15 protein-coding genes are annotated in these 14,359 nt (G+C 59.6%); 8 read left to right on the top strand and 7 right to left on the bottom strand.

The features are described 5' to 3' along the window. Positions 1–105: 105 nt before the first annotated feature. Entirely contained in the window at positions 106–1,749 is a 1,644-nt protein-coding gene (locus tag GS612_RS09125; protein ID WP_152457574.1) for a CTP synthase, read from the bottom strand. A gap of 160 nt (positions 1,750–1,909) precedes the next feature. Further along, the gene (gene secG, locus GS612_RS09120) at positions 1,910–2,275 is read right to left on the bottom strand and encodes a preprotein translocase subunit SecG (protein ID WP_152457575.1); all 366 of its coding nucleotides are present in this window, start codon (positions 2,273–2,275) and stop codon (positions 1,910–1,912) included. 151 nt (positions 2,276–2,426) lie between these two features. On the opposite strand from secG, the gene nthA reads away from it, so the two are divergent. The 5 genes from nthA to GS612_RS09095 all read left to right on the top strand — a co-directional run bounded on the left by nthA (position 2,427) and on the right by GS612_RS09095 (position 5,797). Further along, positions 2,427–3,041: a nitrile hydratase subunit alpha gene (nthA, locus tag GS612_RS09115; protein WP_171639721.1), complete on the top strand. Its 615-nt coding sequence runs from the start codon at positions 2,427–2,429 to the stop codon at positions 3,039–3,041. Beyond that, entirely contained in the window at positions 3,038–3,715 is a 678-nt protein-coding gene (gene nthB / locus GS612_RS09110) for a nitrile hydratase subunit beta (protein WP_152457577.1), read from the top strand. Before nthA ends, nthB begins: the two co-directional genes overlap by 4 nt. Beyond that, a complete protein-coding gene (locus GS612_RS09105; protein WP_171639720.1) occupies positions 3,712–4,041 on the top strand; it encodes a nitrile hydratase accessory protein in 330 nt (109 codons plus the stop codon). The genes nthB and GS612_RS09105 overlap by 4 nt, the downstream gene beginning before the upstream one ends. Positions 4,042–4,265: 224 nt before the next feature. Further along, on the top strand, positions 4,266–5,561 hold the full coding sequence (locus tag GS612_RS09100) for an adenylosuccinate synthase (RefSeq protein WP_171639719.1): 1,296 nt from the start codon (positions 4,266–4,268) through the stop codon (positions 5,559–5,561). Continuing rightward, entirely contained in the window at positions 5,561–5,797 is a 237-nt protein-coding gene (locus tag GS612_RS09095; protein ID WP_171228487.1) for a DUF2842 domain-containing protein, read from the top strand. Before GS612_RS09100 ends, GS612_RS09095 begins: the two co-directional genes overlap by 1 nt. Positions 5,798–5,946: 149 nt before the next feature. Here the strand turns inward: GS612_RS09095 and GS612_RS09090 are convergent, their stop codons facing one another. Next, positions 5,947–7,647 carry a hypothetical protein gene (locus GS612_RS09090; protein WP_171639718.1) on the bottom strand — a complete coding sequence of 567 codons (1,701 nt, stop codon included), beginning with the start codon at positions 7,645–7,647 and terminating at the stop codon, positions 5,947–5,949. Positions 7,648–7,770: 123 nt separating this feature from the next. Here GS612_RS09090 and GS612_RS09085 point away from each other — a divergent pair, with 123 nt between their 5' ends. Beyond that, complete coding sequence (locus tag GS612_RS09085; protein WP_171639717.1) at positions 7,771–8,478, top strand: thiamine diphosphokinase; 708 nt, start codon at positions 7,771–7,773, stop codon at positions 8,476–8,478. On the opposite strand, the gene GS612_RS09080 is transcribed toward GS612_RS09085, so the two are convergent. From GS612_RS09080 to GS612_RS09065, 4 genes are read right to left on the bottom strand one after another with little or no spacing between them, the layout of a single operon-like run. Then, on the bottom strand, positions 8,423–9,337 hold the full coding sequence (locus GS612_RS09080; RefSeq protein ID WP_171639716.1) for a DMT family transporter: 915 nt from the start codon (positions 9,335–9,337) through the stop codon (positions 8,423–8,425). The two genes, GS612_RS09085 and GS612_RS09080, sit on opposite strands and share 56 nt — an antisense overlap. 45 nt (positions 9,338–9,382) lie before the next feature. Further along, a complete protein-coding gene (locus GS612_RS09075; protein WP_171639715.1) occupies positions 9,383–9,799 on the bottom strand; it encodes a GFA family protein in 417 nt (138 codons plus the stop codon). 23 nt (positions 9,800–9,822) lie between these two features. Further along, entirely contained in the window at positions 9,823–11,196 is a 1,374-nt protein-coding gene (locus tag GS612_RS09070; protein ID WP_171639714.1) for an L-serine ammonia-lyase, read from the bottom strand. A gap of 1 nt (position 11,197) precedes the next feature. Beyond that, positions 11,198–11,899 (bottom strand): glutathione S-transferase family protein, encoded by a 702-nt coding sequence (locus GS612_RS09065; protein ID WP_171639713.1) that lies wholly within the window; start codon positions 11,897–11,899, stop codon positions 11,198–11,200. 167 nt (positions 11,900–12,066) lie between these two features. On the opposite strand from GS612_RS09065, the gene rpiA reads away from it, so the two are divergent. Together rpiA and gor are read left to right on the top strand one after the other, a co-directional pair. After that, complete coding sequence (gene rpiA, locus GS612_RS09060) at positions 12,067–12,855, top strand: ribose-5-phosphate isomerase RpiA (RefSeq protein WP_171231878.1); 789 nt, start codon at positions 12,067–12,069, stop codon at positions 12,853–12,855. A gap of 126 nt (positions 12,856–12,981) precedes the next feature. Further along, positions 12,982–14,340, top strand: coding sequence for a glutathione-disulfide reductase (gene gor / locus GS612_RS09055; RefSeq protein ID WP_171639712.1), 1,359 nt, complete (start codon positions 12,982–12,984; stop codon positions 14,338–14,340). Positions 14,341–14,359: the final 19 nt, after the last annotated feature.

The raw sequence follows: 14,359 nt of genomic DNA, 5'->3' as shown, positions 1-14,359 counted from the left end.
TCTGAACGGCATTGAGCCTGCGAAGCAGAAATTCTGCCTGCACATACAGTTAAGAGATCAGCCCGCACAAAACAACGCGGGGTGACAGTCCGACACAGCCCAGGGTCAGACCAGGCGAGAAGTGTCTTTCGCAGCGCGTACGAAATCGCGGAACAGGGGATGCGGGTCGAACGGTTTGGACTTAAGTTCCGGGTGGTACTGCACGCCGATGAACCATGGGTGATCCGACCATTCCACGATCTCGGGCAGGCGTCCGTCCGGCGACATGCCCGAGAAGTTGAGCCCGGCCTTTTCAAGCTGCTCACGGTACTTGATGTCCACTTCATAGCGGTGACGGTGGCGCTCTTCGATCTGTGTGCCGCCATAAACTTCAGCGACTTTCGATCCCTCTGCCAGCACCGCATTGTAAGCGCCCAGGCGCATGGTGCCGCCCTTGTCGTCACCGACCTTGCGTTCGACCTTGTGATTGCCCTGCACCCATTCCTTCAGATGGTACACGACAGGTTCAAAACGTTTCTTCCCGGCTTCGTGGTCGAATTCTTCCGAACCAGCTTCCTTGATGCCAGCCGCATTTCGGGCGGCCTCGATCACGGCCATCTGCATCCCAAGGCAGATGCCCAGATAGGGGACTTTGTGCTCGCGCGCATATTGCGCGGCCTTGATTTTGCCCTCTGTGCCACGTTCGCCAAAGCCTCCGGGGACGAGGATGGCGTGGAAACCTTCAAGATAGGGTGCGACGTCTTCGTTGTCGAACACCTCGGCGTCAACCCATTCGACCTTGACCTTGACCCGGTTGGCCATGCCGCCATGGGTCAGCGCCTCGGCAATCGATTTATAGGCGTCTTCAAGCTGCGTATACTTGCCTACGATGGCGACCTTCACTTCACCCTCGGCGTTGTGGATGCGGTCGCTGACGTCTTCCCATTTTGCCAGATCAGGTTTGGGCGCAGGGCTGATCTGGAACGCGTCCAGAACGGCCTGATCCAGACCTTCGCGGTGATAGGCCAGCGGCGCGTCATAGATGGTGCTCAGGTCCTGCGCTGCGATCACACTGTCGGGGCGCACGTTGCAGAACAGCGCCAGTTTCTCGCGCTCCTTGGTCGGGATCGGCCCTTCCGAGCGGCAGACCAGAATATCGGGCGCCAGACCGATCGAGCGCAGTTCCTTCACCGAGTGCTGAGTCGGTTTGGTTTTCAGCTCGCCCGAGGCCTTGATATAAGGCAGCAGCGTTAGGTGCATGAAAATGCACTGCCCGCGCGGCTTGTCCTGACTGAACTGGCGGATCGCCTCGAAAAACGGCAGACCCTCGATATCGCCGACGGTGCCACCGATTTCGCACAGCATGAAATCAACCTCATCCTCGCCGATGGCGATGAAATCCTTGATCTCGTTGGTGACGTGCGGGATCACCTGAATGGTCTTGCCCAGATAGTCGCCGCGTCGTTCCTTTTCCAGAACGTTCGAATAGATCCGCCCCGAACTGACCGAGTCGGTCTTGCGCGCGGCCACGCCGGTGAACCGTTCGTAATGGCCCAGGTCCAGGTCGGTTTCGGCCCCGTCATCGGTGACGAATACTTCGCCGTGTTCAAACGGCGACATCGTCCCCGGATCGACGTTCAGATAGGGGTCCAGCTTGCGCAGCCGTACCGAGTATCCCCGGGCCTGCAACAAGGCGCCCAACGCCGCCGAAGCCAGTCCTTTGCCCAAGGACGAAACCACACCACCAGTGATGAAAATAAAACGCGCCATAGTTTTTCGGCTGCTCCCGTGAGACGTCATTATCAGCTGCCCGACGGTTTCGAAAAACCGCTGCATCACGGGACTTCACGTATAAAGGATTCGCGCCAAAAGCGCAAGAGAACCGCAAGATGCTGTTGCAGTCCTCTTCCATGTTTCTAGGTTTTGTAGGTCAGTCGGCCTGCGGGATCAGCGGCGCGTTGTCGCCCTGTGCAGGCGGCAGAAGGTCATCCGCCGACGGAATTGCCGGAGTACTTTCTTCGCTTGAAGCCGGAGCCGGCACGCCCAAACGGTCGATCACCGAGCTGCCCGAAGATTTCTGCGCCGCCAGAATGGTCAGCGTGATCGAGGTCACGATGAAGCAAGCGGCAAGGATCCAGGTCAGTTTGCCCAAAGCCGTCGCTGCTGCGCGGCCTGTCATGGCTCCGCCACCACCGCCACCCATGCCAAGGCCACCGCCTTCGGACCGCTGCATCAGAACAACGGCAATCAAGCCTAGGGCCAAAAGAAGGTGGATGATGAGAACGACGTTTTCCATGGTGTTCCTGTACAGCGTGGCGTGTATCGCGAGGTATCTATGCAAGTTTGCCAGCGGGGGCAAGTCACGAGTTCGCATCACCGCACGTGATATGTCATATCACGTCAAAGGGACTGGACAGAACGCCGATGCGTGACGCAGGCTGCGGCCCATGCCTCATGACGACCACGACCACCCGCACGCCCTTTTGCCGCCCGAACCCGCGCTGCGCGTCAAAGCGCTGGAAACGATTCTGACCCGCAAGGGCCTGATCGACCCGGCGGCTCTGAACGAAATCATCGACACCTATCAGAACAAGATTGGCCCGCAGAACGGAGCGCGGGTGGTTGCCAAAGCCTGGAGCGACCCAACTTTCAAGGCCGCTCTGCTGGAAGACGCCACCTCGATGGTCGCGGATCTTGGTTATTATGGCCGCCAGGGTGAACACATGGTTGTTGTCGAGAACACGCCAACCCGGCACAACATAGTCGTCTGCACCTTGTGCAGCTGCTATCCTTGGCCGTTGCTGGGTATCCCGCCGGGTTGGTACAAATCTGATGCCTACCGTGCCCGAGCGGTGCGTGAACCCCGCAAGGTACTGGCCGAATTCGGCCTCACCCTGCCTGAAGACACTTCGGTGCGGGTGTGGGATTCGACGGCCGAGATTCGCTATCTCGTTCTGCCGATGCGTCCCGATGGAACTGATGGGATGAGTGAGAAGGCGCTTGCCGCACTTGTGACACGTGACAGCATGATCGGCACGGGCCTGCCGAAGGCCCCTTCATGACCCGCGTTCACGATATGGGCGGCCGCTTTGGAGATGGTCCGATAAATCCCGAGGCCGAGGATGGGCCGGTTTTTGCCGAAGACTGGCACGCACGGGCGCTTGCAGTGACACTTGCATCCGGCTTTCTGGGGCAGTGGAATATCGACGTATCCCGTCACGCAAGGGAACGGTTGTCGCCGAAGGACTACGCCCGGTTTTCATACTACGAGAAATGGATTTCGGGCCTGGCTGACCTGTTGGTTGAACGCGGCGTTCTTTCTCTGGATGACCTGCGCAGCGGCGGAGAGGATGGGCCGCATCCGTTGGCAGAACGGATGCTCAAGGCGGACGCCGTGTCAGCCGCCCTGGCCAAAGGTGGGCCAGCGGACAGACCTTCGAACGTGGCGGTGCAGTTTTCTGTCGGTCAACAGGTGGTCACGACCCGTCCGGCGGGAAATCGCATTGTGGATGGCGGGCACACACGCCTGCCGAATTATGCGTCCGGTGCCAGGGGTCGAATACTGCGCCTGCACGGAATCCATGTCCTGCCCGATTCCAATGCCCATGGGCTGGGCGAAGCGCCCGAACCGATCTATGCCGTGGTCTTCCCCGCTTCGGAACTTTGGACCAGCCCGGAGCATCCGGATGACGAAGTGGTTCTGGATCTCTGGCAAAGCTATCTGGAACCGGCATGAGCGGCTGCAACGAGCATTCAGCCCCAGAACCGGTGTTTGCCGAACCCTGGCACGCTCAGGTCTTTGCCGTCACCGTTGCCCTGAACGAGGCGGGGCGGTTCGATTGGTCCGATTGGGCGGCTCGGTTCTCGGACACGTTGAAGCGCCACGGGCTCGCGCGAGAGCTGGACGGCGGCGACGACTATTTCCGTGCATGGCTGGAAACGCTCGAGGGGTTGCTGGCCGAGCAAGGCGTCGCGCCGCCACAGGAGGTAAAAGGGCTACATGAGTCCTGGGAAGAGGCTTATCTGACGACACCTCATGGGCAACCGGTGCATCTGCGTTGATGCCGGGCAGGGGGCTCTGCCCCCGCCGCTCGTTCCGTGCGGCTCCCCCGGGATATTTTCAGCCAGATGAAGCAGGGGATCCGCTTTTCATCTGGCCATAAATATCCCCGCCGGAGGCATCGCGCGTTCGCGCGATTTTCATCTGCGGCGAAATATCGGTTTCCCTGCCGTTTGCGCCCCGCTATATGAGCCGGGTTTGATAACTCAGCGCAAAAGGACCGGATATGGCCAACGTGGTTGTTGTCGGCGCCCAGTGGGGTGACGAAGGAAAAGGCAAGATCGTCGACTGGCTCAGCGAACGGGCGGACGTGATCGCGCGTTTTCAGGGCGGGCATAATGCCGGACATACGCTGGTGATTGATGGCGAGGTTTACAAGCTGCACGCTCTGCCGTCCGGTGTCGTGCGCGGCGGTAAGCTGAGCGTCATCGGCAACGGCGTGGTGTTGGACCCCTGGCATTTGGTCAAAGAAATCGCGACCATCCAGGCACAAGGTGTGGAAATCACCCCCGATACGCTGATGATTGCCGAGAACACCCCGTTGATCCTGCCGATCCACGGCGAGTTGGATCGTGCGCGCGAACAGGCGGCCAGCAAGGGAACCAAGATCGGCACCACAGGTCGTGGGATTGGGCCGGCCTATGAAGACAAGGTCGGGCGCCGTTCCGTTCGCGTCGCGGATCTGGCGGATGAGGCCACGCTCGAGGCTCGGGTAGACCGTGCTTTGCAGCACCATGACCCGCTGCGCAAGGGTCTGGGAATCGAGCCGGTCGACCGCGACGCGCTGATCGCCCAATTGAAAGAGATCGCGCAAGAGATTCTGCCGTTTGCCGCGCCTGTGTGGAAAGTGCTGAACGAAAAACGCAAAGCGGGTAAACGTATCCTGTTCGAAGGGGCGCAAGGCGCTCTGCTGGACATCGATTTCGGCACCTATCCATTCGTGACCTCGTCCAACGTGATCGCAGGTCAGGCTGCGACCGGGGTGGGGATCGGACCGGGATCGATCGACTTTGTGCTGGGGATTGTCAAAGCCTACACCACCCGTGTCGGCGAAGGCCCATTCCCGACAGAACTTGAGGATGCGGATGGTCAGCGCCTTGGGGAACGCGGGCATGAGTTCGGAACAACGACAGGTCGCAAGCGCCGCTGTGGCTGGTTTGATGCGTGCCTGGTCCGTCAGACCTGCGCGACCAGTGGCGTGAACGGGATCTCTCTGACAAAACTGGACGTTCTGGATGGGTTTGAAACCCTGAAGATTTGCACAGGCTATGAACTGGACGGCGAGCGCCTCGACTTTCTGCCGACTGCCGCAGAACAGCAGGCGCGCTGCACCCCGATCTACGAAGAAATGCCGGGCTGGAGCGAATCCACCGAAGGCGCGCGCAGCTGGGCCGAGTTGCCTGCCAACGCAATCAAGTATGTGCGCCGCGTGGAAGAGTTGATCGAATGCCCTGTGGCCCTTTTGTCCACCAGCCCGGAGCGGGACGACACCATTCTGGTGACCGACCCGTTTGCAGATTGATGAACAAAGAGCAGAAAACAGGTCTGAGCTATAAGGCGCGCCGGCGTTGGTCGTTGGTTATTCTTGTGATCGGCCTGCCACTTTACATTGTGGCGGTGGTGACGGTTCTGAACTGGCTGGAGCGCCCCCCGATATGGGTGGAACTTCTGGTCTATATCGTTCTGGGCATTCTTTGGGCCCTGCCGTTCAAGTTCGTTTTTCGCGGCGTTGGCAAAGAAGACCCGGATCAATCCTGAGCCGGGCCATTGCTCGGACCAAGGCGGCTGGTCGGGCCCAGTACAATGGGCAACGCTGAGTCTTGTTTAACAACGGGCGTTTGTCTCTGGACGTGCCATAGCAAAAGGGCCGGGGTTCACCCGGCCCTTTTCGTCAATTGGCGCGGCAGTCAGCCTACTGCGCGCTCATCATCAGGACGGAAGCCGATCAGGTCAGAGGCCGCAAAACGGCCGCCACCGGCTTTTTCGATTTTTCCATCGCGCAGCAGCTGTCCGAAGGAACGCAGGCTTTCTTCGCGATTGAACTCATCTTGCTTCAAAGAACGGACTTTGTTCATCAGTTGGGGGCGCGAGAATTGTTGCTGTCCTTCGATGAAAGACAGGTAGGCCGCCGCCGCTTCAAGCAGGTCCTGGAGCGACTGTGCACCCTGATCCTGTGCGAATTGCGCAAAACCGCCTTCTTCCGACCCGGTTTCTTCCACCTGAGTGGTCACGCGACGCGGCATCACGGGGCCATTGGATTCGCTTTGATCGTCCACGCGCTGCTCAGCAACCAGCTTCAACGGAGCCGGAGCATCTGTTTCCGGGCGTATGCTGGTCACGTTAACTTCGGGGCGGCGCGGGCTGACCGCTGACGCAAGATCAACGCGATACTCATCAACAGGCGAGGTTTTCGGGGCCGGTTGGTCATCACGGTCGGCCTCGGTCGCGGCAACGGCGGTGCGAAGGTGCGAATAGGTTTCTCGCGCGTCGCTGCTGGAGGGATCCTCCATATGTTCACCGGTTTTGGCCATCAGTCGCGAGATATCCTGATCAGGATCGGCGTCATCCGTCAGTTTTTGGCTTGAACGGCCCGCCATGTCTTTTTCGATTTCGGAAATCTCGGACAGCAGCTGAATTTCGTCCTCTTCCGACAATACTCCTTGCGCCTGATCGTCTTGCGGCTCGTCATCTGCTTCATCTTCGGATTCGATCGCCACGTCTTCGACGTTGAGGATGTTTGGAACATCTTCTTCGTCGATTTCCTCGTCGGTATCCTCTTCCAGATCCGAGAACAGGGGCTCAGCAGGAAGCTGCGCGTCGTCCGTTGCGACCTCGATTTCTTCATCCCGCAGGTGGCCGGGGGGCAGCTGCACCTGCTGTTCGGAATCGTTCTCGATATTCGGCGCGGCGGATTCGAAGGCCTGGTTTTCCGATACTGCCGGCGCGTCGTCATGTACGTCTTCGGCGTCAAGCGCTTGCAGATCCTCGATTTCTGCGGCCTCGGGCTCAGCAGGTTCAGCAAAGTCATCCGCATTGAGAGCACCTGCTTCGAACGCGGCTGCCACGGCGTCCACCGGGGGGGCGGTGTTGGCCAGCAGCGAAGATTCCTCGTCTTCGGAATAGGCAGTGGGGGGGACGTCCGAATGGGAAACAACGGCCCGGATGCGTTGCAGTTTTGCGGCAATGCTGTCGGCCGGCGGAGATGTGGTGGCGTCGACGGCCTCCGCGTTCGTGAACGCGGTCTGCCCCGGGCTTGCTTGCGCATATTCGGGAGGGGGAGTGGTCATGACATCTGCATTTTGCGCACGCGGGCCCTCTGCGTCAGAAGCGACTGGTGCCTGGGCTTCGGTGTTTGGAGCGGCACGCAGCAGAAGCCCGGATTCGTTTTGGCTGGCTTCGACGCGTTGCGATGCGTCGCGGCGTGCGATACGGGTCAGCATTTCGGCGTCTGGTTGTGGAGGCTCTGAGCCGAAGTAACGATCATCTGCAGCAAGATCGCGGAAATATTCGGCAATGGCTTTCATCGTTTCAAAGGAATCGTCGAATCCTTCCAAAGTGCAGGAGAAGGTTCCATATGAAACGGTCAATACCTTGTTATTCTGTACCATCAGACGCACGTCCTTTACAAACTACGAGAGCCCACTTACCCGGAATCGGGAGCACACGAAGGCTCTGAACTTTATGCATGAACCTATCATTTTGTGGTCTTAATGTGTCCAAATCCGGGAAAAATGGCCAATCTTTGGAAAAATGAACCAATTGTACGCTCTGCCGATCCAATCGGGTTGTTTGGGGGTGGTTTTGTCGGTTCCGAGGACCTGAATTTGGTGCTGAACCGCGTCACTTCTGTCGTTGCAGCTGATGGTGGAGCGGCAGTTCTGACAGAATCAGGCCGGATTCCGGATGCGGTCATCGGGGACTTCGATTCGCTGGACAAAGCAACGAAAGCCAATATCCCGTCTGACCGGCTTTTTGCCATTCGTGAACAGGACAGCACCGATTTCGACAAGGCCTTGCGTAATGTGCAGGCTCCACTGGTTTTGGGGGCCGGTTTTCTGGGCGGACGGCTTGATCATCAGCTTGCCGTTCTGAACGTGCTGGTCAGGCGTCAGGAACAGGCCTGCATTCTGCTGGGCGCGCATGAGGTGGTGTTTCACGCACCCCGCCAAATGCGGTTGCCGGTTTCTCCAGGGGATGTGGTGTCGCTGTTTCCTATGCGCCCCGTGACGGGGCGCAGCACCGGGCTGGAATGGCCCATCGACGGCCTGCGGTTGCAACCGGACGACCGGGTGGGCACCTCCAATCGTGCGCTGTCGGATGTTGAATTGCAGATGAATGGGCCCGGCCTGTTGGTGATGGTTCCCCGCGCCGCACTCGATCCGCTTATGCAGGTGTTTCTGTCGGGGCAGAGCGAGCGGTGGCCCGTTCGCGAAGAATAACGTACAATCCGGCGGCGACGGTGATCATGATCCCAACCGCCGCCAGCCCGTCCGGCAGGTCGCTGAAGATGGCCCAGCCAATCAGGGTCGCCACAGGGATTTCCAGATATTGCATCGGGGCCAGCGTGACCGAAGGTGCATAGCGCAGCGACCATGTCATCAGCAGATGTGCGACAGTTCCCAAAACTCCTATCGCGATCAGCAGCCCAAACATGTCGGGGGCGGGCAAGGCGGCGGACAGGTTCCAGATACCAAGCGATGTTCCGATCACAAGGACAGGAACCAGCCCCACAGTGGCCATGACACCAGACACCGCCTGCAAGGAAATTGGATCAGTTTCCTTGGCGATTTGCCGCGTGACCAGCATGAACAGGGCAAAGACCACGGCAACGATCAACGGCAGCAGGGCAGGTAGGCCCACCTCGGCAAAGCTGGGCTGGATGACCAGAAGTGTGCCGATGAAACCGACGATGCAGGCCACAAGGCGCCGCGCGCCGACCTCTTCGCCCAGAACGTATCTGCCCAGCAGCAACATGATGAACGGCATGACAAAGGCAATGGCGATGGCGTCAGCCAGGGGCAGGAACTGCAACGCACTGAACATCGCGGTTATGCCGACGATGTGCAGCAGCGTGCGGATGACTGTCAGGCGCAGGATACGCCCGTGCATCCGCCAGGGCCGACCTGTCATCCTCACCAGCGGGATGAGAATCAGCGCTTGGACCGCGAACCGGACTGCAACCAGCAAACCCAACGGTGTCGTTTCACCCAACAGCTTTGCCATCGCATCCCCCAAGGGTGCAAGCACGCAAAAACCGAGCATCAAAAAGATGCCCAAGACGGGACGATCCTGTGTCATGCGCGCGACGCTATCTGCTTAGCGGCGCAGTGGAAAGGTCGAATGTCAGGCGTCGGGCAGCGGTTGAACCTTTGTGTAATCCGGCCCGGTGCAGGTGGGCAGGTTGTCATCCAGGCACAGCCAGCTCAACCTTTCTTCATGCGACACGTGCAATGTGGGCTGCATTGCCTCGGGGGTCTCCAAAGTGGCGACGTAGAGATGCAGAACATCCGACATTTTTGCCGAACGGAACGAGATTGGCGTGCCGCAATCCGGGCAAAAGCTGCGTTCGACACCGGGCGAAGAGTTGAAGCGTTTCGGCTCTTCCCCGATCCAGCGCCACTGACCGTCACGAACCGCGAAATAGGTTGTCATCGGCGCGGCGCATTGGCGTCGGCAGCTGTCGCAATGGCAGGTGACGCAGGACAGGGCAGGAGGGTCGATTTCGTATTTGATGCTGCCGCACAGGCAATGTCCACGCATTTCGACCCCCATTTGTTGCGATCTCAGCAGTTTGGCACGTTCACGGCCAATCCACCAAGCGAGGTTTCCTTGTATTTTTCGTGCATGTCATGACCGGTCTGACGCATCGTTTCGATCACCGCATCCAGCGGCACGAAATGCTCGCCGTCCCCGCGAAGGGACAAAGATGCGGCGGACACAGCCTTGATGGCCCCCAGCCCGTTGCGTTCGATACAGGGCACCTGAACCAGACCGGCAACGGGATCGCAGGTCATGCCCAGATGATGCTCCAACGCGATCTCGGCGGCGTTTTCAACCTGTTCGGGCGTGCCGCCCATCACGGCACAGAGCCCCGCCGCGGCCATGGCTGATGCGCTGCCGACCTCGGCCTGACACCCCGCTTCGGCCCCCGAGATGGACGCATTGTATTTGACCAGCCCGCCAATCGCGGCCGCAGTCAGAAGGAAATCTTCGATATGCCTCTCCGAGGCACCAGGAACGTGGTCCAGGTAATAGCGCAGCACCGCAGGAAGAACGCCCGCCGCCCCATTGGTCGGTGCCGTTACGACTTGCCCACCGGCGGCGTTTTCTTCGTTGACCGCCATGGCGTAGACACTCATCCAGTCGTTGATCGTATGCGGCGCGGTCAGGTTCATGCCGCGTTCGGCCATCAGCGCGTCATAGATACCCTTTGCCCTGCGTCGCACTTTCAGCCCGCCGGGCAGAATGCCGTCGGTCGTCAAACCGCGTTCGATACAGGCATTCATGACGTCCCACAGACGGGCGCATCCTTTGGCGAAACTGTCGGCGCAGCCGCGCGCAATCTCATTGGCGCGCTTCATCTCGGCGATGGTTTTGCCGCTGGATTTGGCCATCTCTAGCATTTCAGCCGCGGACTTGAACGGGAACGGCACCGGTGCGCCTTCATCCGTTGCCTTGCCTTCGGCCAGTTCTTCTTCGGTCAGGACAAAACCGCCACCGATGGAATAGAAAACCTGGCGCAGGATCACGTCCCCCTGCGCGTCCGTAGCCATCAGGATCATCCCGTTGGCGTGTCCCGGCAGGTTGGTGTCATAGTCGAAAATCAGGTCTGTTTTGGGATCGAACTGAAGCGTCGGCAGGCCGTCGGGGGTAACCGTGTGCGTCTTGGCGATATCCGCCAATGCGGCCTCGGCCTTGTCGTTGTCATAGGTGTCCGGAACAAAGCCGGCCAGGCCCAGTATGGTCGCCCGGTCGGTCGCATGGCCGACGCCGGTAAAGGCGAGCGAGCCATGCAGCGAGCCCTTCAGACCCGCAAATTCAAAGGGTGAAGCACGCATCATATCCAGAAAGCGCGCCGCCGCCACCATGGGGCCCATGGTGTGCGAGGAGGACGGGCCGATGCCCACTTTGAACATATCGAAGACAGAGAGGAACATGTCAGGTAGCTGAGCCTTCTAAGGGGTTGGCGTAAATAGGAGAGGTGTAGGGTGCGGGGCCCAGACCCTCGGCCGCGATGGCCGTGTGGGTGGCGGGGCGTGTCTCGAGCTGTGCCAGGATGGTTTGCAGGGCCGGGGTGTCAGCCAGCGCATACCAGCTGCGATCTGCATCGGCCGGATACAAGGCCATCCAACGCATCATGCAGGCGACATAATAGGTCAAAACCGATGGGCATTCCGCGCAGAACCAGGCTGGCGCGCGTTTTGCCAGCGCATCCAACAGTTGCAGGTGCTGCTTCAAACGGGGGCGGATGCCTGCGCGCAGGGTATCAGCCTGTGGTGGGGTGATGTATTTCTCGGCATAGAACATAATGCGCAGATCGGCGTGCAGCGTGTTGGACGCAAAGAACAGCCATTTCAAAAACTCGGCGCGTTCGGGGGCCTCTGTTGCCGGGGCCAGTTGCCCGTGGCGCTCGGACAGCCACAGCAGGATTGCCGCCGTTTCAAAGATCGGCCCTTGCGGAGTTTCAAGCACCGGGATCAGCCCGTTGGGGTTCAATGCCCTGTACGCCGCGCTGTCCTGTTCGTTGCGACGGCGATCGACCAGCACAGTTTCATAGGGCACACCCATTTCTTCCAGCACCAGCCGGATCACCAGCGAGGCGTTGTCAGGGGCGTAGTGCAGGCGGTATCGGGTCAACATGCGGGCAATCTATATGACAAAGATGAGGGTGTAAGACATGATTGCGACGTTTCCGATAGGAAACGCGCAGTCTTCAGGCATCTTTACGCTTGCCGAACCGCAAAATGTGGTCGCAGTCGCGCGGCGCATTCCCTATAACTCCGGCAGGCCAAACTGGGAAAGCTGCCATGACCGGAGAACTGTCGCCCATCGACACCGCAAAATACGTGGCCGCATGTCGTGCCGCCGAGATGGTCGAGGACGGCATGCGCGTGGGTCTTGGAACGGGATCCACTGCGGCCTGGCTGGTCCGTCGTTTGGGCGAACGGGTGCAGGACGAAGGTCTGCGGATCAAGGGCGTTCCCACCTCCACCCGCACCGCGCAGCTGGCACGCGAAGTCGGGATCGAAGTCATTTCTCTGGATCAGGCCGGGTGGCTGGACATGACCATCGACGGCGCGGATGAATTCGACGCCGACCTGAACCTGATCAAGGGCGGCGGCGGCGCGCATTTGCAGGAAAAGATCGTTGCCACGGCCAGCGATCAGATGATCGTCATCGCAGATGCCGGGAAAGAGGTGGAAACGCTGGGTGCTTTCCCCTTGCCGGTCGAGGTTGTTCCATTTGGCTGGCAAACCACGCGAACACTGATCGAAGAAGCGCTGGATGCGATGGATGTACTTGGAACCTCGTCGGCGCTGCGTATGAATGGCGCGGCCCCGTTCGTGACGGATGAGGGCAACCACATTCTGGACCTGCACCTGCAACGCATCGGCAATCCCCGTCAGATGGCCCTGATCCTCAACCAGGTTCCCGGCGTGGTGGAAAACGGCCTGTTCATCGATATCTGTGACAAGGTCATCATCGGACACGGCGACGGGCGGGTCGAACTGCGGGATATCAACGCGGGCACCCTGGAACTGGATCAGCTGCTGAGCGGATCCCGGGAAAACCTGTTTTCCGACCAAACGGACTGAGTTTTATGCAAGCCAATCGGACAAGCGTCGGCAAAAGATCGAAAATTCCACGCCCGGGGGTTGGCACCGGGGTTTTCGCGCCCAGATATCCAGAGGAATTTTGCAAGTTGAACGAAGGAACCCGGCATGAGCTTTGACTATGATCTTTTTGTCATCGGCGGAGGCTCGGGCGGGGTCCGGGCGGCACGCGTGGCGGCGGGTGAAGCCGGTGCAAAGGTCGCGCTGGCTGAAGAAGACCGCTATGGCGGCACCTGTGTGATCCGGGGCTGCGTGCCAAAGAAACTGATGGTCTTTGCCAGTGAATACTCGGGCATGATCGAAGATGCGCAAGCTTATGGTTGGGATGTTCAGCCCGGCGCGTTTGACTGGGGCATGTTTCACGGCAAGCTGGTTGCAGAACTGGACCGGTTGGAAGGGATTTATCGCAGCATCCTGAAAAACAACGGCGTCGAAAGCTTTGATCAGCGCGCGCGCCTCGTGGATGCGCACACGGTCGAGCTGACCGATGGCACCCGCAAAACCGCCAAACACATTTTGATTGCAACAGGCGGTCGACCGGTGGTGCCGGACTTCCCGGGGTCGGATCTTGCGATCACGTCGAATGAGATTTTCCATCTGGACAAGCTGCCCGAAAGCATCCTGATCGTCGGCGGTGGCTATATCGCCAGCGAGTTCGCCGGGATCATGAACGGTCTGGGCGTCAAGACCACGCAATTCTACCGCGGTGCGCAGATCCTGCGTGGCTTTGATGAAGAAGCGCGGGGGCTGATCTGCGAAGAGATGCGCCAGAACGGCATCGATGTACGGCTGGGCACCAATGTGCTGGAAATGGCCAAGGATGGCGACCAGATCCGCGTCAAGGCGACGGACGGCACCGAGGATCGTTTTGACGTGGTCATGTACGCCACGGGCCGGGCACCGAATGCCGACAACCTCGGGCTGGAAGAGCTGGGTGTGGAACGTGGGCGCAAGGGCGAGATCGTCGTGGATGAATACAGCCAGACCGCCGTTCCGTCGATCTATGCCATTGGGGATGTGACCGACCGGGTCAACCTGACACCCGTGGCCATCCGCGAGGGTATGGCTTTTGTGGAAACCGTTTTCAAAGGTAACCCGACCCCTGTGGATCACGCGCTGATCCCAACCGCCATTTTCACGCAACCGGAATTCGGCACAGTTGGCCTGAGCGAGGAAGAAGCCTCAGCCCAGGAACCGATCGATGTGTATGCCACTTCGTTCAAACCGATGCAGAAGGCGTTTGCCGGTGGCACGCAGCGGGTTCTGATGAAGCTGATCGTGTCTCAGGCCACGCGCAAGGTTCTGGGCTGCCATATTGTTGCCCCCGGAGCAGGAGAGATGATCCAGCTGGCCGGAATTGCCGTAAAGATGGGCGCGACAAAGGAAGATTTCGATCGCACGGTTGCAGTACATCCCGTTATGGCGGAAGAACTGGTGACAATGCGGCAACCTGTACGCTCCGCTTGATTTGCAAGCGCGCGCACAC

Origin of the sequence: Ruegeria sp. HKCCD6157 (assembly GCF_013110685.1) — a bacterium.
GTDB lineage: Bacteria > Pseudomonadota > Alphaproteobacteria > Rhodobacterales > Rhodobacteraceae > Ruegeria.
Note: the sequence above shows the minus strand (reverse complement) of the source record. Positions and strands in the feature narration are given on the sequence as shown.